19 protein-coding genes and 1 pseudogene are annotated in these 25,603 nt (G+C 69.5%); 16 read left to right on the top strand and 4 right to left on the bottom strand.

Annotation, left to right across the window (positions count from 1 at the left end; translation table 11 throughout):
• The first annotated feature begins 141 nt into the window (after window positions 1-141).
• Genes mptB through H5398_RS01910 form a run of 7 tightly spaced genes read left to right on the top strand, consistent with a single transcriptional unit; the run spans window position 142 to window position 7,974 of the window.
• The gene (gene mptB, locus H5398_RS01940; RefSeq protein WP_182798799.1) at window positions 142-1,605 is read left to right on the top strand and encodes a polyprenol phosphomannose-dependent alpha 1,6 mannosyltransferase MptB; all 1,464 of its coding nucleotides are present in this window, start codon (window positions 142-144) and stop codon (window positions 1,603-1,605) included.
• 59 nt (window positions 1,606-1,664) lie between these two features.
• Window positions 1,665-2,639: an ABC transporter ATP-binding protein gene (locus tag H5398_RS01935; protein WP_182798798.1), complete on the top strand. Its 975-nt coding sequence runs from the start codon at window positions 1,665-1,667 to the stop codon at window positions 2,637-2,639.
• The gene (locus H5398_RS01930; protein WP_182798797.1) at window positions 2,636-3,511 is read left to right on the top strand and encodes an ABC transporter permease subunit; all 876 of its coding nucleotides are present in this window, start codon (window positions 2,636-2,638) and stop codon (window positions 3,509-3,511) included. Before H5398_RS01935 ends, H5398_RS01930 begins: the two co-directional genes overlap by 4 nt.
• A gap of 31 nt (window positions 3,512-3,542) precedes the next feature.
• Window positions 3,543-4,970 carry a threonine synthase gene (thrC, locus tag H5398_RS01925; protein WP_182798796.1) on the top strand — a complete coding sequence of 476 codons (1,428 nt, stop codon included), beginning with the start codon at window positions 3,543-3,545 and terminating at the stop codon, window positions 4,968-4,970.
• A 37-nt stretch (window positions 4,971-5,007) separates the two neighbouring features.
• The gene (locus H5398_RS01920) at window positions 5,008-5,772 is read left to right on the top strand and encodes an N-formylglutamate amidohydrolase (protein ID WP_182798795.1); all 765 of its coding nucleotides are present in this window, start codon (window positions 5,008-5,010) and stop codon (window positions 5,770-5,772) included.
• Window positions 5,765-6,937: a flavohemoglobin expression-modulating QEGLA motif protein gene (locus tag H5398_RS01915; RefSeq protein ID WP_182798794.1), complete on the top strand. Its 1,173-nt coding sequence runs from the start codon at window positions 5,765-5,767 to the stop codon at window positions 6,935-6,937. The genes H5398_RS01920 and H5398_RS01915 overlap by 8 nt, the downstream gene beginning before the upstream one ends.
• A complete protein-coding gene (locus tag H5398_RS01910) occupies window positions 6,934-7,974 on the top strand; it encodes a glutathione synthetase (protein ID WP_182798793.1) in 1,041 nt (346 codons plus the stop codon). The genes H5398_RS01915 and H5398_RS01910 overlap by 4 nt, the downstream gene beginning before the upstream one ends.
• A 54-nt stretch (window positions 7,975-8,028) precedes the next feature.
• On the opposite strand, the gene H5398_RS01905 is transcribed toward H5398_RS01910, so the two are convergent.
• Window positions 8,029-9,054 carry a beta-propeller fold lactonase family protein gene (locus H5398_RS01905; protein WP_182781520.1) on the bottom strand — a complete coding sequence of 342 codons (1,026 nt, stop codon included), beginning with the start codon at window positions 9,052-9,054 and terminating at the stop codon, window positions 8,029-8,031.
• A gap of 197 nt (window positions 9,055-9,251) precedes the next feature.
• Here H5398_RS01905 and H5398_RS01900 point away from each other — a divergent pair, with 197 nt between their 5' ends.
• Window positions 9,252-9,560, top strand: coding sequence for a hypothetical protein (locus H5398_RS01900; RefSeq protein WP_182781521.1), 309 nt, complete (start codon window positions 9,252-9,254; stop codon window positions 9,558-9,560).
• Between the two features lie 232 nt (window positions 9,561-9,792).
• Window positions 9,793-15,915, top strand: a complete 6,123-nt coding sequence (gene pulA / locus H5398_RS01895; RefSeq protein ID WP_182798792.1) for a pullulanase-type alpha-1,6-glucosidase — start codon at window positions 9,793-9,795, stop codon at window positions 15,913-15,915.
• 652 nt (window positions 15,916-16,567) lie between these two features.
• On the opposite strand, the gene H5398_RS01890 is transcribed toward pulA, so the two are convergent.
• Window positions 16,568-16,921, bottom strand: coding sequence for an iron chaperone (locus tag H5398_RS01890; RefSeq protein ID WP_182781522.1), 354 nt, complete (start codon window positions 16,919-16,921; stop codon window positions 16,568-16,570).
• A 207-nt stretch (window positions 16,922-17,128) separates the two neighbouring features.
• On the opposite strand from H5398_RS01890, the pseudogene H5398_RS01880 reads away from it, so the two are divergent.
• Window positions 17,129-17,869 (top strand): annotated as a pseudogene (locus H5398_RS01880) (hypothetical protein); the annotation flags it as partial.
• A 104-nt stretch (window positions 17,870-17,973) separates the two neighbouring features.
• Here H5398_RS01880 and H5398_RS17645 read toward each other — a convergent pair.
• On the bottom strand, window positions 17,974-18,924 hold the full coding sequence (locus H5398_RS17645) for a sucrase ferredoxin (RefSeq protein ID WP_182798790.1): 951 nt from the start codon (window positions 18,922-18,924) through the stop codon (window positions 17,974-17,976).
• Complete coding sequence (locus H5398_RS01870) at window positions 18,921-19,688, bottom strand: JmjC domain-containing protein (RefSeq protein ID WP_370586033.1); 768 nt, start codon at window positions 19,686-19,688, stop codon at window positions 18,921-18,923. The genes H5398_RS17645 and H5398_RS01870 overlap by 4 nt, the downstream gene beginning before the upstream one ends.
• A 203-nt stretch (window positions 19,689-19,891) precedes the next feature.
• On the opposite strand from H5398_RS01870, the gene dnaK reads away from it, so the two are divergent.
• The 6 genes from dnaK (at window position 19,892) to H5398_RS01840 (ending at window position 25,097) form a co-directional block, all read left to right on the top strand.
• Window positions 19,892-21,742, top strand: a complete 1,851-nt coding sequence (gene dnaK, locus H5398_RS01865; RefSeq protein WP_182798789.1) for a molecular chaperone DnaK — start codon at window positions 19,892-19,894, stop codon at window positions 21,740-21,742.
• Window positions 21,739-22,284 (top strand): nucleotide exchange factor GrpE, encoded by a 546-nt coding sequence (locus H5398_RS01860; RefSeq protein ID WP_182798788.1) that lies wholly within the window; start codon window positions 21,739-21,741, stop codon window positions 22,282-22,284. Before dnaK ends, H5398_RS01860 begins: the two co-directional genes overlap by 4 nt.
• A gap of 33 nt (window positions 22,285-22,317) precedes the next feature.
• Window positions 22,318-23,472, top strand: a complete 1,155-nt coding sequence (dnaJ, locus tag H5398_RS01855) for a molecular chaperone DnaJ (protein ID WP_182798787.1) — start codon at window positions 22,318-22,320, stop codon at window positions 23,470-23,472.
• A gap of 5 nt (window positions 23,473-23,477) precedes the next feature.
• Window positions 23,478-23,903 carry a heat shock protein transcriptional repressor HspR gene (locus tag H5398_RS01850; protein WP_182798786.1) on the top strand — a complete coding sequence of 142 codons (426 nt, stop codon included), beginning with the start codon at window positions 23,478-23,480 and terminating at the stop codon, window positions 23,901-23,903.
• Window positions 23,904-24,029: 126 nt separating this feature from the next.
• Complete coding sequence (locus H5398_RS01845; RefSeq protein ID WP_182798785.1) at window positions 24,030-24,485, top strand: hypothetical protein; 456 nt, start codon at window positions 24,030-24,032, stop codon at window positions 24,483-24,485.
• A 9-nt stretch (window positions 24,486-24,494) separates the two neighbouring features.
• Window positions 24,495-25,097 (top strand): DUF1707 domain-containing protein, encoded by a 603-nt coding sequence (locus H5398_RS01840; protein ID WP_182798784.1) that lies wholly within the window; start codon window positions 24,495-24,497, stop codon window positions 25,095-25,097.
• Window positions 25,098-25,603 lie beyond the last annotated feature (506 nt).

The following is a 25,603-nucleotide window of genomic DNA, read 5'->3' as shown; positions in this document are numbered from 1 at the left end:
GCCGCCTCGGGGTCTTGGGGGAGGGTGCCGGCCGTGTCGTTCATTCAGAAAGGGTAACCGCCCGCAGGCGGGGCACCGCACTGTCGCGGATCGCGGCCGGGGTAGGCTGAACCGTCCTGGACCGAGGAGGAGGGCCCCCGCGTGACGTTGGCCGCCTGGCTCAGACCCACACCACACGGCCGGCCAGTGCACCCGTGGTGGTGGATCACGGCGGGCCTGCTGGCGGTGTTGATCCTTGTCGGGGCCCAATTCGCTGATGCGCCCGGATTGTTGGAGCGCGGCGACAGCTGGTGGCGGCCCCTGGTGTCCCTGCCCGCGCTGAGCGTCCTCGTGCTGGCCTGGTGGCAGCTTGGCCCCTTGTGGCGGCATCCCCTGGTGGCGGCGGCCATCTGGTCCGCGCCCATGATGTTCGCCCTGCCCATGTATTCCCGCGACGCGTACGCCTACGCCGCGCAGGGCTGGATGGTGGCGCGCGGTCTGGACCCCTACACCACCCCCCTGGGGGAGGCCGGCCTGCCCGGGCTGCTGGTGGGCGTTCACTGGCATAAGACCACCGCCGTGTACCCGGCGCTGTCGCTGGAGCTGTTCGGGATGATCGCGCGGCTGACCGGCAGCGACCTCTTCTGGACGACGGTGGCGCTCAGGGTGCCCAACGTGCTGGCCCTCATCGGCCTCGCCTGGGTGGTGCGACGGCTGGCAAGGCGGTTCGGCGTCGACGAGGGCCTCGCGCTGTGGGCGGGCGTGCTCAACCCGATCATGCTCGTGCAGTGGATCGGCGGGGTGCACAACGACGCAGTCATGGTCACCCTCGCCGTCGCCGCCGTCCTGGCCGTCACGGACCTGGGGTGGCGCGGGTGGCGAGGAGTCCTCGTCGCCGGTGTGCTGCTGGGGCTCGCCATGGGCGTGAAACAGACGGCGGCGCTGTACGGGCTCGGGGTGGTCGCCGTCGGGTGGGCGGCCCGCTTCCCGCACGGGCTTGCGCCCCCGACTCGCGACGGCGCAGCCCCAGCCCCAAGCCCGACGGCGGGCTGGTGGAGGCTCGCCGTGGTCGCGGCGGTGCCCGGCGCCGTGACGATCGCGGTGTTCGCGCTGGTGTCGCTGCGGTTCGGATTCGGCTGGGGCAACCCCACCGCCGGCAACCCGATCGGGGCCATGAGCAACGCCCCCCTGTCCTGGCTGGCCGAGGCGCTGCGCTACCCGCTGCCGGACGACGTGGTCAACCCGGCCGTCACCACCGTGTCGACGGTGCTGCTGCTGGCGGCCTTCGTCGCGTTGTGGGTCAGGATCGGCCCCCGCGGCGACGACCCCAGGCGCCCCTGGGCGTTCATGCTGGCCGTCTTGGCGGCCTTCTGCGTGCTCGGGCCCGCGCTGCAGCCCTGGTATCTGACCATGCTGCTGCCGCTCTACGTGTTCTGGCTCGCGGGTCCACGCTGGGACCGGGCGTGGCTGGTGGTGGTGGTCGGGTTCACCCTGCTGCCGGCGTTGCAGACGCTGGTGGCGCCGCTCATCGCCATGCCTCTGCTCGCGGTGCCGCTGTGGTGGCTGTGGAGCGAGATGTCGCGGCGGGGCGTCTCCCCGCTGCCCCCGCGGTCCTCGCTTCGTTGACCCGGACGGAGACCACGGGGGGATGGCGGCAGCGGCCATCCGCACTACCGTCGTGTCCTATGTCAGAGATCTCCTGGCCCGACGGCGGCACTGAGTGGGCCGTCGAGGCCACCGGCCTGGTGAAGCGCTACGGCAGGCACCCGGTCCTCGCCGGGCTGGACCTTCACGTGCCCCGCGGCGGCGTCCACGGACTGCTCGGCCCCAACGGGTCCGGCAAGACCACCTCTCTCCGCATCCTGCTCGGCCTCGTCAGGGCGCAGGCGGGCACCGTCACGCTCCTCGGGCACGACGTGCCCCGAGACCTGCCCGCGGTGATCGGACGGGTGGGCGCCATCGTCGAATCGCCGAAGTTCGCGCCGCGGATGAGCGGGCGGCACAACCTCGACGTGCTGGCGGACTCCATCGGCGTCAGCCGCCGACGGGTCACCGAGGTGCTGCTCGAGGTGGGCCTGGCGGCGGACGCGGAGCTGGATTTCACCACCTACTCCCTCGGCATGAAGCAGCGGCTCGCCATCGCAGCCACCCTCCTCAAGCGCCCCGAGCTGCTCATCTTCGACGAGCCCACCAACGGGCTGGACCCCGTCGGCATCCGCGACATCCGTGCCACCATGCGCGACCTCGCCGACGCCGGCATCACAGTGCTGGTGGCCTCGCACATCCTCTCCGAGATCGAACAGATCGCGGATTCGGTGTCGATCATCGCGCAGGGCCGGGTGGTGGCGGAGGGGCCGATGGACCAGTTCCTCGCCGGCGCGGCGCCGCACGTCCGGCTCGGCATCGACCGCCCCGTCGAGGCTGCCGAGGTGCTGCGGCGCGGCGGGTGGCGGGTGGAGCCCGCCGAGGGCGGTCTGCGGGTGCTCGGCCGCGACGATGCTGCGCCGGACCCTGCCGAGATCGCCCGCCAACTCGGCCGCGCGGACCTCTGGCCCGATCACCTCTCGCTGGATCGGCAGAGCCTCGAACGGGTCTTCCTGGATCTCACCTCCGGCGCGGATCTCGTCGGCTCCCAGAGCCGTCGTCGGGAGGTCGCATGAACCTGCTGAGAGCCGAACTGTCGCGGCTGCGCTACAGGCGCCGCACCAGGTGGAGCCTGGTCGGGGTCCTGCTGATGAGCCTCATGGTGCCGGTGCTGTGGATGGAGGGCGCGCGTCCCCTGACCGGCGCGGACCACGACGAGGCGGCGGAGATCTTCGCCACCATCCCGGCCGAGCAGTGCCCGGACTGCAGGGTCTCCGACTACCTGCGCACCCCGTGGACGTTCAGCGACGTCGTCAACTCCGGCCTCATGCCGTACGCGATGATGATGGGCGCTCTCGCGCTGCTGATCGTGATGCTGTCGGTGAGCTCCGATCTGCGGTCCGGGGCCATCGGAACCCAGCTCACCTTCACGCCCCGTCGATCGGTTCTGGTCGTGGCCCGTGCCGCGGTCGCCGGACTGCTTGGCGCCGCCCTGATGGCCACAGCGATGGTCACCAGCACCGTGGTGTCGGCGGTCTGGTTCGTGGCGATGCATGGATACGCTGCCCTCGACGCCACCACCAGCCTGCTCGCGCTGGTGCTGTCCGCCGGCTTCTACGGGGCCATCCTGGGCGTCCTGGGGGCACTGCTCACGGTGCTCCTCGGCGGAGCCTCGGGTGCCGGAGTGCTGGTGGTCGGCGTCTTCGTGGCCGACATCTTGGCGCAGCTGATCCTGTCCGAAACCAAGGCCGCGGCCTGGCTGCCCCATCTGCTCCCCACCCAGCAGGGCATAGCGCTGCTGGACGGTGTCGTCCTCGGACACGGCGCACACGGGCAGCGGCTGTACGAGATCGGTCGCGGCGAGGCGGTGGTCTACCACCTCGTCGTCACCGCGGTGGCAGCGGCCGTCACCCTTCCGGTCTTCGAACGCCGCGACATCAAGAACTAGCGAAGACCAGCGGCTCGGTAGCATGGCGCCCATGCGTTACGTCTCCACCCGCGACACTGCAGGCCTGCCCGGCAAGCGGTTCAGCGACATCCTGCTCGAGGGCCTGGCCGCCGACGGGGGGCTGTACCTGCCGGAGAGCTACCCGACGGTGTCGCGGGACACCCTGGCCCAGTGGCGCACGCTGCTGGCCGAGAGAGGCTATGCAGCGCTGGCGTTCGAGATCGTGCGGCTCTTCGTCGACGACATCCCGGAGGCCGATCTTCGCGGCATCGTCGAGCGGGCCTACGAGCCGGCGAAGTTCCTTGACCCCGCCGTCGTGCCGGTCACCCGGCTGAGCGACGGGCTGTGGCTGGCCCACCTCAGCAACGGGCCGTCGGTGGCGTTCAAGGACATGGCCATGCAGCTGCTGGGAGAGCTGTTCGCCTACGAGCTGGAGCGTCGCGGCGAGACCATCACCATCCTCGGCGCCACCAGCGGTGACACCGGCTCCTCGGCGGAGTACGCCCTCCTCGGGAAGCCGCGGGTGCAGGTGTTCATGCTGTCCCCGCGTGGTCGGATGACGCCGTTCCAGCAGGCGCAGATGTTCTCCATCGACGACCCCGCAATCGTCAACATCGCCGTCGACGGCGTCTTCGACGACTGCCAGGACCTGGTCAAGGAGCTCAACAACGACGCCGCCTTCAAGGCCCGCCACCGGCTCGGCGCCGTCAACTCCATCAACTGGGCCCGCCTGATGGCGCAGGTGGTCTACTACTTCGCGGCCTGGCTGCAGCTCCCAGGGGACGAGCCGATCAGTTTCGCGGTGCCGTCGGGCAACTTCGGCAACATCGCGGCCGGGCACATCGCCCGCGAGATGGGCCTGCCCATTCACCGGCTCATCCTGGCCACCAACGAGAACAACGTGCTGGAGGAGTTCTTCCGCACCGGGCGGTACCGGGTGCGTGGGTCCGCGGAGACGCTGGCCACGTCGTCGCCGTCGATGGACATTTCGAAGGCCTCCAACTTCGAGCGCTTCGTGTTCGATCTGCTCGGCCGCGACGCCGCCCGCCTGCGCGCCCTGTTCGTCGACGATCTGGCCGACGGCGCGTTCGACCTGTCTGCCGCGCCCCAGTTCCTGGGCCAGCTGGGGCGATACGGGTTCGTGGCGGGCACCTCGACGCACGAGGACCGGCTGGCCGAGATCAGGCGGGTGTACGCCGCCGACAAGGTGATGATCGACCCGCACACCGCCGACGCGGTCCACGTGGCCGGCGGATCGGGCGTCGAGGGCAGGATCGTGGTGCTGGAGACGGCGCTGCCGGTGAAGTTCGCCGACACCATCGTCGAGGCCACCGGGATGGTGCCGCCGCGGCCGCCGCGGTTCGAGGGGATCGAGGATCTGCCCCGCCACGTGGTCGACCTCCCGTGCAGCCCGGATGCGCTCCGGGCGCTGATCGAGGAGAGGTCGGTTTCGCGCTAGGGGTTTGAGCCGGGCCTTCCTAGGGTAAGAGTTGGCCATGGACGCCTACGAGTTCGTTGGAGACTGGTCGGGGCAGCTCATCGCCACCTCGATCCACGCCGGCCATGACCTGCGCCCCGAGATCGCCGAGCTGTCGATCCTCAGCGAGGAAGACAGGTTGCGCGAGGAGGACCCGTTCACGGACCGGATCGCGTCGCGCGCCCCGGCACGGGTCCGGGTCAACCGCTCCCGCTTCGAGACCGACCTCAACCGCGTGCGCGACAAGACCGTCTACCGCCGCCCCGAGGACGCGTGGGGCCTGCACATGTGGTCGCTCGATCCGCTGCCCGACGATGTGGTGGCCAGATCGCTGGAGGTCTACGACGGCTTCTTCGAGGCGCTGGGGGAGCGGCTCGACGAGGTGGCCGCGCGCGGGCCGTTCGTGCTCTACGACGTCCACTCCTACAACCATCGACGCCACGGCGAGGACGCCGACGCCGAGCCCTGGGAGGAGAACCCCGAGGTCAACCTCGGCACCGGCAGCGTGGACCTGGACCGCTTCTCTCCTGTGGTGGAGGCGTTCCGCGGCTCGATGCAGGCGCAGGGCTTCGACATCCGGGAGAACGTGAAGTTCAAGGGCCAGAACCTGGCCTGGTGGGTCCACGAGCGCTACCCGGGGGTGGGGTGTGTGCTGGCGATCGAGTTCAAGAAGACGTTCATGGACGAGTGGACCGGAGAGCCCGACCAAGCGCGGATCGAGTTCCTCGCCGAGGCCCTCGGGCGCACCATGGAGCCCGTTCTGCAGGCGCTGCCCGATGCCTGAGGCCAGCCCCTTGGCGGTGATCGACCGCGCCATCGACCACCAGCTGTCCCAGCTCGGGCAGAGCTTCCGGTTCGTGCTGGACGTCACCCCCGTCGACGCCGACGACGTGAAGGACGCGTTCCTGGCCGGCGACCTCGACGAGCCGTCGTTCACCTACCGGGAGCTGGAGACGGACCCCGAGGTGCTGCAGAACGTGCTGGAGCGGATCGACGTCGGAGCCGTCCGGGACGGGAGTGTCGCGGCGTTGCTGGGCGGGAAGAAGCGCGAGCTGGGCCTGCAGCTCGCCATGCTGCGCGCCCGGGACTCGGCCGACTTCCGCCAGCTGAGCGTCGAACTCTACGGCGGGGTGCACCCCGACCTGCTCTCCGCCGCCGAGTCCGTGCTGGCCCGCGTCGAGCCACAGTCCTGGGGCGGGGACCGGCTCACACCCGAGGAGTTCCTTGACCTGGCCCGCGAGGAGATCGACTACTACCGCTCCCTGGAGCCCGACGTCGATATCCACGCCGAGATCCGCCCGGACTCCACCGGCGTCATGGTGTCGGGCAACCTGCTGCTCATCGGGCCTGAGTCGTCGGTGGCGGCCGAACGCGCCACGGCCCTCATCCAGCACGAGGTGGGCACGCACCTGGTCACGCAGGTCAACGGGTCCCACCAGCCGCTCCAGGTGCTGGGCACCGGGCTCGCGGGCTACGACGAGACACAGGAGGGCCTGGCGGTGCTGGCGGAGGTGGCCTGCGGAGAGCTGACGGCGTCGAGGATGCGGCAGCTCGCCGGCCGCGTCGTAACCGTGCACCGGATGCTGGGCGGCTCCTCGTTCCGCGAATGCTGGGCGGGCCTCGTCGATATCGGGTTCCACCCCGCCGGCGCCTTCACCACCGTCATGCGGGTGTTCCGCTCGGGGGGCCTCACCAAGGACGCCATCTACCTGCGCGGACTGCTGGACCTGCTGGCCCACCTGCGCCGGGGGGGCTCGCTCGATGCGTTGTTCCTCGGCAAGTTCTCGCTCGTGGACCTGCCGCTGGTCGACGAGCTGGCCGCCCGCGGCGTCCTACACCCTCCCGTGCTCCTGCCCCGCTGGTTCGACGACCCGGCCGGGCGAGGCCGCCTCGAGGCAGCCTCCCATGTCACAGACCCCACCGCCCTCATCCAAGGAGTTGCCCCATGAAGATCGGATTCGTCGTCAACGACGTCATGACCGAGAAGCCCACCTACACCACCACCCGCCTCGCCATGCACGCGGCCAACCTCGGCCACGAGGCGTGGCTGATCGGCATGGGCAACTTCGCCTACGAGCCGGACGGCTCGCTCAGCGCCCGCGCCCGGGGCGGCGACGGCAAGAACTACCGATCGTTGGAGCGGTACCTGGAGGACGTTCAGCGCCCCGACGTCGAGGAGCGGCTCAAGCTCTCCGAGTTCGACGTCGTGATGCTGCGCAGCGATCCCGCCGACGACGCGCAGGGCGCCGCCTGGGCCAACAACGCCGGCGTCGCCTTCGGCCAGCTGATCGCGTCCACTGGGGTGCTGGTGGTCAACGACCCAGGTTCACTGGCCAACGCCCTGTCCAAGGCCTACTTCCAGCACTTCCCGGAGGTGGTCCGGCCCCGGACCCTGATCTCGCGCGACGACGCGCAGATCACCGCGTTCGTCAAGGAGTTGGGCGGCAAGGCGGTCCTGAAGCCGCTCCAAGGCTCCGGCGGCAGCGGGGTCTTCCTCGTCAACACCGACGAGTCGCCCAACCTGAACCAGATCATCGAGGCCATTGCCCGAGACGGGTACGTGGTGACCCAGGAGTATCTCGAGGAGGCCAAGAACGGCGATGTTCGCATGTTCGTGATGAACGGCAAGCCGCTGATGGTCAACGGGAAGTACGCGGCTTTCCGCCGGAAGTCCGGCGGCTCGGACATGCGCTCCAACATGTCCGCCGGCGGCAAGGCGCTGTCTGTGAAGGTGACCGACGAGATGCTCGCCATGGTGGACGTGGTGCGCCCCAAGCTCGTCGCCGACGGCATGTTCCTCGTCGGCCTGGACATCGTGGGCGACAAGCTCATGGAGGTCAACGTCTTCAGCCCCGGCGGCCTCGGCAGCTGCCAGGCCCTGTACGAGGAGAACTTCGCCATCCCGATCATCCAGGATCTGGAGCGCAAGCTCGACATCCGGCGTCACCACTCGGGCCTGACCAACGTCAACCTCGCCACGCTCTAGTGTCCTGCGCCAGAAGGGCTCCCGGCACCCTCCAGGGGCTGCGATCGGAGAAACTCAACCAACCGTGACGATCTCGATCCAGTTGGCGCCGAGGCCCACGTCGTGCCGGGCAATCTCCGTCAGCGCGCCGTCGGCGTCCGGCCGGTAGAGCGCGACCACCCGGTCGATCTCGGAGGCGACGAGCAGGCTGTCATCGGGGAGCACGACGAAGTGCCGCGGCTGCGCCACCACGTCGGAGTGCGCGGTCGCGGCGCCCAGCGTGCCGTCCGCCGCGACATCAACGGCCGTGATCGTGCCGCGCGTGCGCTCGGCGCTGAAGAGGCGCCGCCCATCGGTGCTGAGCCGCAGGTCAGAGCACCAGATGAGGTCCTCCTCGCGGGGCTTGGCGCCGAAGCGGCTGTGCGACAGGCCGCGATCCGTGGGGATGTTGGTCACGACCTCCGCCGCCGTCAGCACGCCGGTGGACGGGTCGCGGTCGTAGCGCAGCGCCTCCCCTGAGTACTCGGTGTTGACGTACAGCGACGTCTGCGCGGCGTCGAAGATCAGGTGCCTGGGGCCGGAGCCCTCGGGGGCGGTCGCCGTCGGGGGATCCAGCGGTGTGAGCGCACCGTCGTCGCCGACGGCGAACTGCGCCACCAGGTCCTCCCGCAGGGAGACGAAGTACGCGAACCTGTCGTCAGCGCTCAGCTGCACGCTGTGCATGTTCTGCCGGGGGATGGGCTCCCCGACGGGGGCGAGAGAGCCGTCCTCGGCAACGCGCCACGCCTCGCCGAGATGGTCGTGGTAGGAGGCGCTGAACAGGAGTCCGCCGTCGGAGGAGAGCGTCAGGTAGACCGAAGCCCCATGGGCGGGGTAGCTGCCCAACGTGGTGAGCGACCCGGAGGGATCCAGCCGGAGGACGGTGACGCCCCTGGGCTCGCTGGTTCCGGCATACACCAGACCGCGGGCGCGGTCCACAGCCAGCGGCAGCCCGGGTGCCACGATCGTGGTGGCCACCTGGGTGAGGGTACCGTCGGCCAGCCGCAGCGTGGAGATGGTGCCGTCCTTGGAGTTCGCGACGAGGGCGAGGAGAGATTCCATGCCGCCAGCCTAGCTTTGGGGCACGGCTCGGTGGCTCTGGTTGGGGAGTGCGGTAGGTGTTCCTCCAGGCAGGGCCTCGGGACCCTGGGGGGCCCAAACTCCGTCATGGAGGAACACCTACCGCGGGTCCCCAGACGGCCTCATCCGTGGCACGGCCCGAGGTGGGACCGGCAGACGGTGGATACACCGTCTCGATCATGAGCGGCCGCGACATCGTGCTCGAATCTGGCACCCGTGACTGGGGCAACCTGGCCTTCTGGGGCGGTAACAACATCGATCTGACCCAGGCGATGGGCCCCGGCCGGATCGTCACGCTGACCCTGCACGCCATCATGGGCGGCAACAACGTGTTCGTCCCCGAGGGGGTGCGCGTGATCGACCAGTCGGTGGCGATCATGGCGGGCAACGACATCAAGCGCCGCGCCCAGGGCGACGGCTCCAACGGCACCCTGGTGCTCAAGGGCTTCCTCTGGTGGGGCGGCAACGATGTCAAGCTTGCCGAGTAGCTGACTCCGCGCAACACGCGAAACGACATCCAGACGGCCGAGAACCCTCGATTGGGGCCCTCCGGTCGCGTTTGGATGTCGTTTGGCGTCATTCCCCTCGGATTGCAAGAAATTTACAATTTGCTGAAATGTGTGCAACGTCTTTACACGGTCCGACCTCGCCAGTACTGTTCCTCGCAACCGAACACCTCTCCGCGCTGACGCGAGGAGGACGACGAGGGAGTCATCGAGGATGAATCGCATTTCGCGCCTGGCAGCCGTAGGCACGGCACTGGCACTGGCCGTCGGATCACTGTCGCTGGGGCCGGCCGCCCCTGCGCTGGCGGCAACCGGGCCGGTCATCGCCGGCACGTTCCAGAGCGAGGCGGGCTGCGCCGCCGACTGGGACGCCGCCTGCACGAACACAGCCCTGACCGATCCCGACGGCGACGGCATCTTCACCGGCACGTTTGCCGTCCCGGCGGGGGAGCAGAAGTTCAAGGTCGCCCTCGACGGCGGCTGGGAGCAGACCTTCGGTCCGAACAACGACCCCGCCGGCAACGCGATCATCCGCCCCGCCGCCGAGACCGAGCTCACCTTCTCCTTCGACTCGGCCACCAAGCGCATCGGCGTCTCCGCCCCGCTCACCGAGACTGGCGTCTCAGTTGAAGGCGACGCCGCCATCGCGCTGCCCGCCGTCCGCCAGGGTGAGGTGGAGAACTTCTACTTCGTGCTGACCGACCGCTTCGCCAACGGCGACCCCTCCAACGACACCGGCGGCATCGAGGGCACCCGCCTCGAGCACGGCTTCGACCCCACCCACAACGGCTTCTACCACGGTGGCGACATCCGCGGCCTGGTCAACAAGCTCGACTACATCCAGGGCCTCGGCACCACCGCCATCTGGCTGACGCCGTCGTTCACCAACCGCGCCGTCCAGGGCTCGGGCGACGACGTGACCGCCGGCTACCACGGCTACTGGATCACCGACTTCACGACGATCGACCCGCACCTCGGCGGCAACGCGGCCCTCGCTGAACTCACCGAGGCGGCCCACGCCCGAGGAATGAAGGTCTACTTCGACATCATCACCAACCACACCGCCGACGGCATCGCCTACGAAGAGGGCCAGTACAGCTACATCGACACCGCCACCGAGCCCTACCGCGACGCCGCCGGAAACGTGATCGACATCGACGAGCTCGCCACCTCCGAGACCTGGCCCGCCCTCAGCCCCACTGAGTCCTTCCCCTACACCCCGGTGGCGAACCCGGAGGTCACCAAGACCCCGAACTGGCTGAACGACGTCACGCTCTACCACAACCGCGGCAACTCCACCTGGAACGGCGAATCGGTCACCCAGGGCGACTTCGACGGCCTCGACGACCTCATGACCGAGCACCCCACTGTGGTCGAAGGCATGGTCGACATCTACAAGGCGTGGATGGACATGGGCATCGACGGTTACCGCATCGACACCGTCAAGCACGTGAACTTCGAGTTCTGGGAGCAGTGGACCAAGAAGATCAAGGCCCACGCCGACGCCACCAACCCCGACTTCTTCACCTTCGGTGAGGTCTACGACGCCGACCCGGCACTGCTGGCACCCTACGTCCGCGAGACCGAGATGGACGCCACGCTCGACTTCGCCTTCCAGCGCCAGGCCGAGAACTTCGCCAAGGGGTTCACCACCAAGGGCCTGTCCAACCTCTTCACCGCCGACGACCTCTACCTGACCGCCGACACCTCGGCCGCCACCCTGCCCACCTTCGTCGGCAACCACGACATGGGCCGCATCGGCTACCTCCTGCGCGATTCCGACCGTAAGGAGGACCGCTCCCTGCTGGCCCACCAGCTCATGTACCTCACCCGCGGCCAGCCCGTGGTCTACTACGGAGACGAGCAGGGCTTCGCCGGCATCGGCAACGACAAGTCCGCACGTCAGGACATGTTCGCCACCCAGGTCACCGAGTACGCCACTCAGCCGCTGCTGAACGGCACCACAGCAGGGGCCGTCGACCGTTACGACACCGACGCCCGCCTCTACTCCGAGATCGCCGAGCTCGCCAGCCTCCGCGAGGCCCACCCGGCGCTCGCAGACGGCGCGCAGATCGAGCTGCACGCCACCGACGGCGCGGGCCTCTACGCCTTCAGCCGCGTGGACCGCGAGCAGAAGATCGAGTACGTCGTCGCGCTCAACAACACCGCCTCCACCCAGACCGCCGAGGTGACCACGCTCACCCCGTCTGCCGACTACACCCCGGTCTACGGCGGCACCGCCGTCACCGCCACCGCCGACGGCGCGGCCACCATCAGCGTGCCGGCCCTCTCGGCCGTCGTGCTGAAGGCCGACCGCACCGTGGCCGCCGGCGCCGGCGTGCCCACCGTCGACCTGGTCGACGGCGCCAGCCTGGCCGGCGACACCGCGCCGATCAGCGCCACCATCGCCGACAACCGCTGGGCCGAGACCACCTTCGCCCTCCGCGAGCTCGGCGCCACCGACTGGCAGACCGCCGGCGTGGCCGAGGACGACACCCCGCGCGTCTTCGCCGACGTCTCGGCCGCCCCCACCGGCACCCTCCTCGAGGTGCGCGCGGTGACGGTCGACGCCACCGGCACCGTCGGCGGCGACTCGGCTCTGGCCGTCGTCGGCCAGGACCTGTCCCTGAGCGGCACCGCCACGGAGGAGCCCGGTGGCCTGACCATCACCGTCTCCGGCTCGCTCAACGCCGCCATGGGCTGCACCGACAACTGGCAGCCCTCCTGCGACAAGGCCCGACTGGCCCTCGACGCGGGATCCGGCCTCTACGTCGGCGCCTGGACCCTGCCCGCCGGCAGCTACGAGTGGAAGGTGGCCTACAACGGCTCGTGGGACGAGAACTACGGAGCCGGGGGCACCCCCAACGGCAGCAACCTCACCCTCGAGGCCAACGGCACCGAGGTGACGTTCTTCCACAACCCAGACACCAAGCAGTCCTGGGCGGTCCACACCGACGGCATCGTGACGCTGCCCGGCTCCTGGCAGGTGGCCCTCGGCTGCAGCGGAGACTGGCAGCCCGAGTGCCTCGCCACCGCGATGCAGCCCAACGGCGACGGCACCTGGACCTTCTCCACCGACCAGCTCCCCGCTGGCACCTACGAACTGAAGGTGGCCGTCGGCCGGAGCTGGGACGAGAACTACGGCGTGGGCGGGGCCCCCGGGGGCTCCAACTACTCTGTCACCGTCAACCCGGGCGAGACGCTCACCGCTACCTACGACGAGACCACCCACGTGCTCACGTTCGAGCAGTCCAACCCGCCGCTCGCGGGCGTCGGGCAGGCGTGGGCCCAGTGGCTGACGCCGACCACCATCGCGTGGCCGCGCACTCTCGTCCAAGGCGATCCGACAACGCTCAGCTTCGCGCTGCACCACTCCGCCGACGGCTCGGTGGACAACGACGCGACCGGCGGCGAGACCATCGATCTCACCTACGGTGGCGCTCTGCCGGCCGACCTCGTCGAGCAGTACCCGCACCTCAGCAACTACGTTGCGCTGACCCTCGCGGAGGCTGACGCGGCACGCGCCGCCGAGCTGCTCGAGGGCGAGCTCCTGGTGAGTGCCGCCGACGGCGACGATCTGAAGGCGGCCACCGGGGTCCAGATCCCGGGCGTGCTCGACTCGCTCTACGGCGATGCACTGACCGACGCCGAGCTCGGCCCGGTCTGGAACGGCGACGCCCTGAGCCTCGGCGTCTGGGCCCCCACCGCCCAAAGCGTGTCGCTGCTGCGATGGCCGGCCGACGGCTCCGGCGAACCGGCCACCGTCGCGGCCACCCGCGCCGCGGACGGCTCCTGGTCCGTCGCCGGAGACCGCACGTGGGAGGACGCCCAGTACCTGTGGTCGATCGACGTCTACGTGCCCAGCCTCGACGAGGTGGTCACCAACCAGGTGACCGACCCCTACTCGCTGGCCCTCACCCTCAACTCGAAGCGCTCCGTCGTCGTTGACCTCGACAACCCGGAACTCGCGCCCGAGCAGTGGGCCACCACCGAGCGGCCGACGGTGCTCAACGATGCGTCCCGCGCGATCTGGGAGCTCCACGTCCGTGACTTCTCGATCACCGACGAGACCGTCCCGGCCAGCGACCGCGGCACGTACAAGGCGTTCACCCACGCCCAGTCCGACGGCATGCAGCACCTCGCGGAGCTGTCCGAGGCCGGCATCGACACCGTGCACCTGCTGCCCACGTTCGACATCGCCACCATCGAGGAGGATCGCACCAAGCAGAAGGTCGCCGACATCCCCGACGCCGGCCCGGCCTCCGAGGAACAGCAGGCCGCCGTCGCCGTCGTCAAGGACGAGGACGCCTTCAACTGGGGCTACGACCCGTACCACTACACGACGCCGGAGGGCTCCTACGCCACCGACGCCAACCAGGAGGGCGGCGCCCGCAGCTACGAGTTCCGCCAGATGGTGGGTGCGCTGCATGCCACCGGCCTGCAGGTGGTACTCGACGAGGTGTACAACCACACCGCGCAGTCGGGCCAGTCGGAGAAGTCGGTGCTCGACAAGGTCGTGCCCGGCTACTACCACCGCCTGAGCCCGAGCGGCACCGTCGAGACCTCGACCTGCTGCGAGAACGTGGCCACCGAGCACGCCGCGGCCGAGAAGCTGATGGTGGATTCCGTGGTGACGTGGGCCAGGGACTACAAGGTGGACGGCTTCCGCTTCGACCTCATGGGCCACCACTCCCGCGCCAATATGGAGGCCATCCGCGCGGCCCTCGACGAGCTGACGCTCGAGGCCGACGGTGTCGACGGCGAGTCGATCTACCTCTACGGCGAGGGCTGGAACTTCGGTGAGGTGGCCGACAACGCCCGGTTCTACCAGGCCACGCAGGGCCAGCTCGACGGCACCGGCATCGGCGCGTTCAACGACCGGTTGCGCGACGCCGTCCACGGCGGCGGACCGTTCGATGAGGACCACCGCGTGCACCAGGGCTTCGGCACCGGCCTGTTCACGGACCCGAACGGCCTCAACCCGGCCACCCCGGAGCAGCAGCGCGCCTCGTTGCAGCACGCTACCGATCTGATCCGCATCGGCATGGCCGGCAACCTCGAGGACTACACCTTCGAGGCCTCCGACGGCACGGTCAAGCGCGGCGACCAGCTCGACTACAACGGCGCGCCCGCGGGCTACGCGACGATGCCGCAGGAGTCGGTCAACTACGTCGACGCCCACGACAACGAGACGCTCTACGATCTCGGCGTCATGAAGCTGCCCGTCGACACGACGATGGCGGACCGGGTGCGCATGAACACGGTCTCGCTGGCCACCGTGACGCTCGGCCAGTCGCCGTCGTTCTGGCACGCCGGCACCGAGATCCTGCGCTCGAAGAGCCTCGACCGTGACTCCTACAACTCCGGCGACCACTTCAACCAGGTGGACTGGAGCCTGACGGAGAACACCTTCGGCTCCGGACTGCCCGGCGCCGAGAAGAACAGCGACAAATGGCCCATCATGAAGCCGCTGCTGGAGAACCCGGACCTGAAGCCCGATACGGCCGCGATGACCGGAGCTAAGGCCCAGGCCCTCGACCTCCTGCGCCTGCGGAAGTCCACCCCGCTGCTGACCCTCGGCTCGGCCGAGCTGGTCAAGGAGCGGGTGACGTTCCCGGGGTCGGGCGGCACCGCGGTGCCGGGTCTGGTCCTGATGGCCGTTGCCGACAAGGGCTTCGCCGCCGACGTCGACCCTGCACTGGACGGTGCGCTGGTGGCGATCAACGCGACGCCCGAGGCGATCACGGTCGCGGTGCCCGAGGTGGCCGACTGGAACCTCACCCTGAGCGAGATCCAGGCGGACGGCTCCGACGACGTGGTCAAGGCCACGCGCTTCGTCGACGGCCAGCTCACCATCCCGGCCCGCACCGCTGCCCTGCTGGTGGTGAAGACGCCCGACACCACGGCGCCGTCGATCACCCAGCTGGGTGCGCAGACGGGCAAGGTCGGGGCTGCGTTCGCGGTCCAGGTCGAGGCCACGGATGAGTCGCTGCCGCTGAGCTACGAGTTCTCCGGGGTGCCCGGGCTCACCATCGATCCGGCGACCGGCCTCATCTCCGGCACCCCGACGACGGTCGGCACGTTCACGGCGACCGTCACGGTCACGGACGCGGCGGGCAACTCGGCGACGATGTCGTTCGAGATGACGGTCGAGAAGGCGAAGGGCAAGCCGACGAAGCCCGGCAAGCCCGAGAAGCCGGGTAAGCCCGAGAAGCCGGGTAAGCCCGAGAAGCCGGGTAAGCCGGAGAAGCCGGGTAAGCCCGACAAGCCGGGTAAGCCGGAGAAGCCGGGTAAGCCCGGCAAGGGCAGGTGGTTCGAGGGAGACACGATCGCCTGACCGGGTTCCTGAGGGGGCCGCCGTGCGAGGTACGAGCCGGCGCCCCACGAAGGACGCGTGACCCGACCCCCGAACTGTGGACCGTCAACGGCCTGTGGTTCGGGGGTCGACGCCGTTCCACGCTGGGTGAGCCGGTCCTTGCTGGGTGAGCCGGCCGCGAGCGCTCTGCGCGAGGGCCGTGTCGAAGCCGTCCAGAACTGGGACCCTGCGTTCTTCTAGCTATCCGTCGCGCTCTGCATATATCTGCGGAGCGTGACGTATGGCTAGAAGAATGCAGAAGCAATCTCCGTGGACTAATCGCGGGGCTCGGTCGGTCTGTGGTTCGGGGGTCGACGCCGTCCCTGGCGCGGGTGTGCGCGTCTGCTGCGGAGTCGCTCGGTGTGGGGCCTGCCGGCGGCTTCTAGCGTCGTCGACCCCCGAACCACAGCCCGACTCGTGCAGTGCCTCGCTGGGTGAGCCCGGCCTTCGCTGGGTGAGCCCGGCCCCGCGCGAGGTACGAGCGCCGGCCGGTGTCGAAGCCATCCTGCGCCCGGTTCGTGGACTTGTGGTCGGGTCCTTGGGGAGCCAGACCGGTTTCGACACCGCGTTCGCCTAGCGGCTCACGGCGGGCTCAACCAGGCGGTCGGCTCAACCAGCGGTGCCTCCCGCCTGGTCAGGAACCCTTGCCCCGCTGCTGCTCGACCCGGAAGTTGACGATCTTGGTCACCAGCTCGCGGGGGAGCGGCTTGTCGAGCGGGAACTGGATCGCGCCCTTGCTGTGCTTGAGGCCGAGGGCCTTGACGTCGTCGACGAAGGTGGCCACGCCGTCGGATCCGGGGTAGAGCCCGACGTGGTTCTTGCCGGCGGCGAAGTGCACGAGGTTGCCGTGCAGCTTGTACGTGGGCATCGACCAGGAGATCGCCTCGGTGGCGTCGGGGGCGAGCTCGACGATGAGGGCGCGCAACTCGTCCATGAGCTGGCGGTGTTCGCCGTCGTACTCGGTGAGGTAGTCATCAATGACGGACATGCCCCAACACTAGATCCACGCGCCGACCCGCGGGTGGCCATGGATTCTCCACTTCGGCCCACGGATGGAAATTGCGTGCATATGATCGTGACTAGGCATTTCACCGAGCGGTGGGTGCCGCAGTAGTCCCACGTGTAAGGAGCAACAATGTTCGACGAGCAGGACTTCAATTCATTCATCGACGCCACGGTCTAGGACCGCGACGGGGAGAAGGTCGGCCGGGTCGGCCAACTCTTCCTCGACGAGGAGACGGGCGCCCCCAGCTGGGTCGCCGTCCACACCGGCCTCTTCGGGCTGTCCGAGAGCCTGGTCCCCATTGACGAATCGACCACGGTCGTCGACGGCCGCATCGACGTGCCCTACGAGAAGGCCGTCATCAAGGACGCGCCCCGCGTCGACACCGACACCGTCCTCGACGAGGCTGACGAAGAACGCCTCTACGGGCACTATGGCCGCGCCTACTCGCCGGTCGGCGGCGACGTCGACCAGGCCCACCGCCTCGGTGACGACGACGGGCGGCTCGACGACCGCGACGTCCGAGTCGACGACCGGATCGCCTACGGCGACGAGACCGACCTGCGCGTCCAGGAGGACCTGGACCTGCAGGCCGCCGAACGCGACCGCCAGGTGGCGGAGAACGTCCGCGCCGACGGCGTGCTGTCCGGCGACCGCGCGGCCGACGGCTGGACCGAGGGTCGCGACGCCCGCGTCAGCGACACCGACGACTGGTCCCCCGGCCACGAGAACCGCAACCCGGGCGACGTGGTTGACGATCGTGTCCGCACGGGCGACGTCGTCGACGACGGCAGCGCCTTCCGCGGCGACGTCAAGGACTACGGCCGCGAGCACATCGGCGACGACCGTCCGCTGGACGAGCGCGTCGGGATCGAGGATTCGATCGACGAGCGCCGTCGTCGCCTCCGCCGCTACAACCGCCCGGCCCTCTGATCGGGTATCCGGCTGAACCGGCGAGGGGCGGTGGGCACGACGGTGTCCACCGCCCCTCGTCGGCTTCCGGGGTCGGCGATGCCCGACGAGACCGCGCCGTCGACCTAGCCGCCGAGCGCCTCGACGCGGTAATGGGGCGCACTCGACGCCTGCGCCGAACCACAGGTGAGCCGCGCGGGCTCGGCCGCCCCTATCGCGACCCGCACCGTATGCATCGCCCCCTCGGCGACGACCTCCACCACGGCGGCCTCCCGACCCCGCCGCACCACGTGCGTCGCGACGTCGTCGATGCCGGTCAGCCCGAGCCGACGGCGCACCTCGGCCTCGGCGGCCTGCGCGACCCAGGGTCGGGTCGAGCGGCCACGGTAGAAGTCGAGCGAGAGGTGCCCATCGAGCAGCCGCGACACCGCCTCGACCCCCTCGGCCGGCTCCAGCCTGCCGAAGCAGTGCCCGCCCGGGAGCGCCAGCAGGTTCGCGGAGAAGCGGTCGCCGCCGAGGTGCGACGACTCCCACACCTCCTCCGGCCATCGTTCGGCCAGCGCAGCGGCGAGCGGGCGGCCCCGCTCCGCGCAGCACGCGTCGTGGCGCCCGTGCGTGCACACCAACAGCAGGGGCCGGCCGTGCGGGGTGAGGCCGATCCCGTCAGGGGAGTCGACGCCCGCCAGATCGAGGGCGGCGACCCCATCCAGCGAATCGAGCAGCGTCGTCTCGCACCAGCCGTGGGCGGCGTTGACGACGAACACGCGGCGCGGGCCGTCGGGGGAGCGACCCGGGCGCCGGATCAGCAGCGGCCGGACGCCGAGCCGGGCCTCCCAGTCGCGGCACGCCTCGAGCGCGGGAACGGGGAGTCGACGGCAGTTCAGCACGGCCGGGCCCCACGGCCCAGGCTCCTCGATCAGCAGGTAGCGCGACACCGTCGACGCCGACGCCACCAGCGATTCACCGCGTTCGCGGCTGGCGGTCGAGCACCGGAAGCTGCGGTCGGGCGGCGGCTCGGCCACCGTGATGTCCAACCGCAGCCCCGTCGGAGGCGCGGATCCCGTGCCCTCGCTCACTGCACGACTTCCAGGAATCCCTCGCGCACCAGGCGCCGGGCGAGCACGAGCGAACCCGCCTCGTCGAGCCCCTCGATGTCCCCGGCCGGGAAGTCGCCGTCGCGCCCGGCGAGGCCCTCGACCACGCCCTTGATCCGCGACGGCACGGCCACGAGCCGGTCGCCGAGCAGCAACTCGACGGTGTCTCCCGCGTCGCGCAGCGTCATGCTGGAGCCGGGCCGACGACGGATCCGGGTGCCCGCGTCGATCGAGTCCACCGCGAGGCGGTCGAGCAACCCGCCGCCGAGCACCGGCTGGCGGCCGGTGGCGAAGCTGGTCTCGAAGCGACGCAGCACGCCGTCGACATCCGCACCGGTCAGCGCCGCGGCGACCTCCTCCACCTTGGCCCGCAGCGCCTCCGCCAGCGCGTGCTTGTCGTGGAACAGTTCGGCCGGGAGGGCGCCGTCGAGGTCCTTCGACGCCAGCACGGGATCGATGACTTTCTGCACCAGGTCGCGCCACACGTAGCGGTTGATGCCGACGGTGACGTGCAGTGACGCCGTCGCCTGCGTCCGCGCCATGTGCGGCGTGCCGGTGGGCAGGTACATCGAGGTTCCCGGCGTCATCATCACCTGGTGCGCGCCTGCGTCGTCGTGCACCTCCCACTCCTTGGCACCGTAGGTCTGGAAGACGATGACGTCGTGGGAATCAGAGTGCAGCGCGAAGCCCTGCGAGCCGGGCGGGGTGAGGTAGGCGTTGGCCTGGCAGGGGTGCGCTCGGGAGATCGCCGCCAGGTGACGGCAGCTCCGACACTAGTCAGGGCCGGATCACCGCGCAGGGTTTTGATCGCCGATCCGAACGGGAATAACCCTGAACCTTCCAGGGTTGAGTCTAGTGAACTCAACTTAAACCTTGAGCGTGCACGACTCATGTGCTTAACTTGAGTCAACAACGCTCAACCATGTCACCAACACTGGAGGAAACACTCATGGCCCGTGCAGTAGGTATCGACCTCGGCACCACCAACTCCGTCGTCGCCGTCCTCGAGGGCGGCGAGCCCACCGTGATCCCCAACGCGGAGGGTGCCCGCACCACCCCGTCGGTCGTCGCGTTCTCCACCTCCGGCGAGGTCCTCGTCGGCGAGGTCGCGAAGCGTCAGGCGGTCACCAACGTGGATCGCACCATTCGCTCCGTCAAGCGCCACATGGGCACCGACTGGAAGAAGACCCTCGACGGCAAGGACTACCGTCCCCAGCAGATCAGCGCCTTCGTGCTGCAGAAGCTGAAGCGCGACGCCGAGGCCTACCTCGGCGAGTCGGTCACCAACGCCGTCATCACCGTCCCCGCCTACTTCGGCGACGCCGAGCGTCAGGCCACCAAGGAGGCCGGCGAGATCGCCGGCCTAGTGGTCGACCGCATCATCAACGAGCCCACTGCCGCGGCCCTGGCCTACGGCCTGGACAAGGGTGACACGGAGCAGGCTGTCCTGGTCTTCGACCTCGGCGGCGGCACCTTCGACGTCTCCCTGCTGGAGATCGAGGGCGGCGTGTTCGAGGTGAAGGCCACCAAGGGTGATCCCCGCCTCGGTGGCGACGACTGGGACGCCGTCGTGATGGACTGGCTGGCCACGCAGTTCAAGAACAAGCACGGCGTGGACCTGTCCAAGGACAAGATGGCCCGCCAGCGCCTGCAGGAGGCCGCCGAGCGCGCGAAGATCGAGCTGAGCTCGGCGTCTGAGACCTCCATCAATCTGCCCTACATCACGGCCTCCGCCGAGGGCCCGCTGCACCTGGATGAGAAGCTCACCCGCTCCGAGTTCCAGCGCATGACCCAGCACCTGCTGGACCGCTGCCGCGCCCCGTTCAACGCGGTGATCTCGGACGCCAAGACCTCCGTGGACAAGATCGACACCGTCCTGCTGGTCGGCGGCTCCACCCGCATGCCCGCCGTCGTGGACATGGTCAAGGAACTCACCGGCGGCAAGGAGCCCAACAAGGGCGTCAACCCCGACGAGGTCGTCGCGCTCGGCGCGTCGCTCCAGGCCGGCGTGCTCAAGGGCGAGGTCAAGGACGTGCTGCTCCTCGACGTCACCCCGCTGAGCCTCGGCATCGAGACCAAGGGCGGCGTGATGACCAAGATCATCGAGCGCAACACCACGATCCCGATCAAGCGCTCCGAGGTGTTCACCACCGCCGAGGACAACCAGCCCGCCGTGATGATCCAGGTGTACCAGGGTGAGCGCGAGTTCGCCCGCGACAACAAGAGCCTCGGCAACTTCGAGCTCACCGGCCTGCTCCCGGCTCCCCGCTCGGTCCCGCAGATCGAGGTGACCTTCGACATCGACGCCAACGGCATCGTGCACGTGGGCGCCAAGGATCTGGCCACCGGCAAGGAGCAGTCGATGACGGTCACCGGCGGCTCCGCGCTCGCCAAGGACGACATCGACCGCATGGTGCGAGACGCCGAGTCCCACGCCGAGGAGGACCGCAAGCGCCGCGAGGCCGTCGACATGCGCAACGAGGGCGACGCCCTGGTGTTCCGCACGGAGAAGCTTTTGGCCGAGCACGCCGATACCATCGGTGAAGACGTCAAGGCTCCGGTTGTGGAGGCCACCGAGGCGCTCAAGGAGGCCCTGAAGGGTGAGGACAACGATGTGGTGAAGGCCGCGATCGATGATCTCAACACGAAGGCCGCCTCGATGGGCCAGGCCATCTACTCCGCTGCCCAGGCGAAGCAGGCTCAGGAGTCGGCCGCGGCCGATGACTCCTCCGAGTCCGCTCAGGGTGACGACGACGTGGTGGATGCCGAGATCGTCGATGAGGAGAAGGACAACAAGTGACCGATTCGCAGTTCGTTCCGGACGGCGAGGCTGTGGGTGAGGGCGTCGAGGAGACGCCCTCACCCGAGGCCGTTGAGCCGGCGGAGGGCCTGGAGCTCCTGGAAGCCGTAGACAAGGTGGCCGAGCTCGAGGCGCTCGTCGCCGAGCGGACCCTGGATCTTCAGCGGGTCGCCGCAGAGTACGTCAACTACAAGAAGCGGGTGGACCGTGACCGCGACCTCGCCCGCCAGGCGGGCATCGAGGCCGTGGTCAACGACCTGATGCCGGTCCTGGACCACATCGAATTGGCCAGGCAGCATGAGAACCTCGAGGGCGGCTTCAAGATGATCGCCGACGAGTTGGCGAAGGTGGCCGCGAAGCACGGGCTCACCGTCTTCGGCGCGGTCGGTGAGGCCTTCGATCCGAACCTCCACGAGGCGCTGATGGCGGTCCCCATGGAAGAACCGGTCGAGGTGGTCACCGTCTCGCAGGTCATGCAGCAGGGATACCTGCTGGGCAGCCGGGTTGTCCGGCCCGCGCGCGTCGCGGTGGCCAACCCCTGATCCACGCACGAGCGGAAAGGAGATGAACGACTAATGAGCACGAAGGACTGGCTCGAAAAGGACTACTACAAGGTCCTCGGCGTCTCCAAGAGCGCGAGTGCCGATGAGATCAAGAAGGCGTTCCGGCAGATCGCCAAGGCCAACCACCCGGATCAGAACCCGGACAACCACGCTGCCCTGGCGCGCTTCAAGGAGGCGTCGGAGGCAAACGCCATCCTCAGCGACACCGAGAAGCGCAAGGAGTACGACGAGGCCCGCAGCCTCTTCGGGGGCGGGTTCAAGTTCACCCGTCCCGGCCCGGGCGGCTCGCCGGGGTTCGAGGACCTGATCCGCAACGCCCAGGCCGGCGGCCAGGGCAATGCGGGCCTGGGCGACATCTTCGGTGGCCTGTTCGGGCAGACGGGCGCCACCCGTCGCGCCACCCAGCGGGGTCCGCGCCGCGGTGCGGACATCGAGGGGGACGTGACCATCACGTTCGAGCAGGCCGTCGAGGGCGCGACGGTGACCATGCGCACCATCTCGGATCAGCCGTGCCCGTCGTGCCGGGGGACCGGGGCGAAGGCCGGCTCGCTGCCGCGCGTCTGCCCGCGGTGCGAGGGGTCCGGGATGCAGTCCTCCCAGGCGGGCGGCGTGTTCCACATGAGCGAGCCCTGCACCGAGTGCCTCGGCCGCGGCCTGATCGTCGAGGACCCGTGCCCGGACTGCGAGGGCTCGGGCCGGGGCCGGTCCGCCAAGACCATGCAGGTGCGGATCCCCGCGGGCGTGGCAGATGGGCAGCGGATCAGGCTCAAGGGTAAGGGCGCGGCCGGTGAGAACGGCGGCGCCTCCGGCGACCTCTACGTCTCGGTGAAGGTCACCCCACATCGGCTGTTCGGCCGGAGCGGCAACAACCTCACCCTCGAAGTCCCCGTCACGTTCACGGAGGCCTCCCTCGGCGCGGAGATCACCATCCCCACGCTGAGCGGGCCCAACGTGAAGCTGCGGGTCCCGCCGTCGACCCCCAACGGGCGCACCATGCGGGTACGCGGCAAGGGTGCCCGGAAGTCGGACGGCACCATGGGTGACCTGCTGGTGACGCTCAACGTGCAGGTCCCCGAAGGCCTGACCGAGGAGGCCAAGCGTGCGCTGCTCGAGTACGCCGAGAAGGCCCACGAGTCCAACCCGCGGGCCTCCCTGTTCGGCGGGTGAGTGGGATGACGAGCCTGCCCCAACTCTTCGACGTGGACGCGGCCGTCTTCCCGGTGTCCGTGGCGGCGTCGCTGGCGGACATGCACGCCCAGACGCTTCGCGGCTACGACCGGCTGGGCCTGGTCGTGCCTCAGCGCGCCCGGGGCCGCGGCCGCCGCTACTCTCTCCGCGACGTGGCCAAGTTGCGCCACGTGCAGCAGCTCAGCCAGGTGGAGGGGATCAACCTCGAGGGCATCCGCCGCATCCTGGCGCTGGAGGCCGAGGTGGAAGGCCTGCGGGATCAGGTGGACCGCCTGAGCGACACCATCCGCCGCCTCCAGTCCCACGAGGCGGCCATGCGCGTCTTCACGGCGGAATCCTCCGGCGCGGTGCACGCGGGACGCTTCCGCCCCGTCCGGCGGCTCGCGCTGCCGGCCACCGAGAACGCATAGACCCGGCCCGGACCAGGGTCGGCTCCGGGCACAATTCAGGGCCCTCACCCCTGTGGCGACGGCGCCATCCGGGGCACACTGGAAGACGACGCCGGGCGAGGCGCCCGGAGAGAAGGAAGAACCATCATGACTGAGCACGAGCACGACGACACCACCCCCACGGCCAACTTCGTGGATGCCGAGGACGCGAAGGATTTCGAGGCCGAGCACGAGCAGGTGGTCGAGTCTGAGCAGCCCGAGAAGATCTCCCCCGAGAACCTGGGAGACAACATCGTCAAGGTGGCCACCGAGGCCGCCTACGCCGCCGTCGGTTTCGCCGGCTTCGTGGGCGACAGGGCCAAGACGTTCTACGAGGAGCAGCAGCGCCAGTACGTGGCCTCGCACCCCGACACCGACAGCAGCGAGGGCGCCAAGGCGTTCCTGGCGCAGATGCGCGAGCAGGTCAACAAGTTCGTCGACGAGCTCACCAAGGGATACCGCGACATGGCTGAGCGCGGCCGCGGGGAAGCCCGCCACGCCGACGCTGACAAGCCCGGCGAGCCGGAGACACCCGTCGATCAGCCTGGACCGCCCGCCTCCTAGACTGTTGGCATGTCCGACGAGCTGCTTCCCCACAGGCGCCTTCGAGCCGGTGACGCGGACCGGGACGCGGTGCTCAACGTGCTTCAACGAGCGCACGCCGCCGGTCGGCTCACCGTCGAGGAGCTGGGGGAGCGGCAGGACGCCGCCCTCCTGGCACGGTTCACCGACGAGTTCCCCCAGCTCGTCGCGGACCTGCCGGAGGGCGGCGAGCTCGCTGTCGGCCACCCGGCGACGCCGGCGCCGCGGCCCCACCCGTTGCCGGCTGGTGTCGAGGGAGCGCATCCTTCCCTCACCATCCTGACGGGCAGGGACGTCGACGTCGCGCCCGGCACCACCCTGTACCGCAACTTCGCGTGGTGGGGTGGCGACACCATCCACCTGGACGACGTGATGGGGCCGGGTGTGGTGCTCACGATGGAGCTGTCTGCGGTCATGGCCGGCCACGACATCTTCGTGCCGCCCGGCGTCCGGGTCATCGATGAGTCCATCGCCATCATGGCCGGCAACGACGTCGAATCCGGGGCGAGGGGCGACGGATCCAACGGCACGCTCATCCTCAAGGGGTTCCTGTTCTGGGCGGGCAACGACGTGAAGCTGTCGTCCGGCCGCTAGCATCCTCATCCCCGTTGTTCACAGTGACCGTTGAGATTGCTTGTCAGCTCCAGTGACGACCCTTCGAGACAGGGCCACGCCGCTTCGCGGGCGGCCCTCCTCACGGATCGGAAGTTCGGTCCCTGAGGGTCCTGCGTCGCGAAGCGACCGCAGGACGTCTCGAAGGGTCGAGAACCCGCGGCCAGACACAGGGGTGGGGGACGGCAGGGCGGCTAAGTTCGGTCCCTGAGGGTCCTGCGTCGCGAAGCGACCGTGGGAGTTTCGAAGGGTCGAGAACTCGGACCTGACAGCGAGGGTGGGGGACGGCAGGGCGGCACTGCGCAGCGGTGCCCAACCCGAGGATCACCCCACCGGCATCCCGCCCAAGCAGACCCGACCCCAGCGCCGCCCTGCCGGCCCACACCCGGGACGAGACCACGCCACAGGGAGGACGAGTGCGGGGAGACGCGAGGCTATGCCCGGGCGGCCTCCACAATCCGACCACCGACCCGGCTGACCGGCACATC

The sequence above is a fragment of the Tessaracoccus sp. MC1679 genome, assembly GCF_014164775.1.
Lineage (GTDB): Bacteria > Actinomycetota > Actinomycetes > Propionibacteriales > Propionibacteriaceae > Arachnia.
This window is presented reverse-complemented; position numbering and strand designations above follow the sequence as displayed.

Coding starts and splice junctions, on each gene's coding strand:
- H5398_RS01935 (WP_182798798.1), top strand. CDS start 1,665: ATGTCAGAGATCTCCTGGCCCGACGGCGGCACTGAGTGGGCCGTCGAG.
- H5398_RS01930 (WP_182798797.1), top strand. CDS start 2,636: ATGAACCTGCTGAGAGCCGAACTGTCGCGGCTGCGCTACAGGCGCCGC.
- thrC (WP_182798796.1), top strand. CDS start 3,543: ATGCGTTACGTCTCCACCCGCGACACTGCAGGCCTGCCCGGCAAGCGG.
- H5398_RS01920 (WP_182798795.1), top strand. CDS start 5,008: ATGGACGCCTACGAGTTCGTTGGAGACTGGTCGGGGCAGCTCATCGCC.
- H5398_RS01915 (WP_182798794.1), top strand. CDS start 5,765: ATGCCTGAGGCCAGCCCCTTGGCGGTGATCGACCGCGCCATCGACCAC.
- H5398_RS01910 (WP_182798793.1), top strand. CDS start 6,934: ATGAAGATCGGATTCGTCGTCAACGACGTCATGACCGAGAAGCCCACC.
- H5398_RS01905 (WP_182781520.1), bottom strand. CDS start 9,054: ATGGAATCTCTCCTCGCCCTCGTCGCGAACTCCAAGGACGGCACCATC.
- H5398_RS01900 (WP_182781521.1), top strand. CDS start 9,252: ATGAGCGGCCGCGACATCGTGCTCGAATCTGGCACCCGTGACTGGGGC.
- pulA (WP_182798792.1), top strand. CDS start 9,793: ATGAATCGCATTTCGCGCCTGGCAGCCGTAGGCACGGCACTGGCACTG.
- H5398_RS01890 (WP_182781522.1), bottom strand. CDS start 16,921: ATGTCCGTCATTGATGACTACCTCACCGAGTACGACGGCGAACACCGC.
- dnaK (WP_182798789.1), top strand. CDS start 19,892: ATGGCCCGTGCAGTAGGTATCGACCTCGGCACCACCAACTCCGTCGTC.
- dnaJ (WP_182798787.1), top strand. CDS start 22,318: ATGAGCACGAAGGACTGGCTCGAAAAGGACTACTACAAGGTCCTCGGC.
- H5398_RS01850 (WP_182798786.1), top strand. CDS start 23,478: ATGACGAGCCTGCCCCAACTCTTCGACGTGGACGCGGCCGTCTTCCCG.
- H5398_RS01845 (WP_182798785.1), top strand. CDS start 24,030: ATGACTGAGCACGAGCACGACGACACCACCCCCACGGCCAACTTCGTG.
- H5398_RS01840 (WP_182798784.1), top strand. CDS start 24,495: ATGTCCGACGAGCTGCTTCCCCACAGGCGCCTTCGAGCCGGTGACGCG.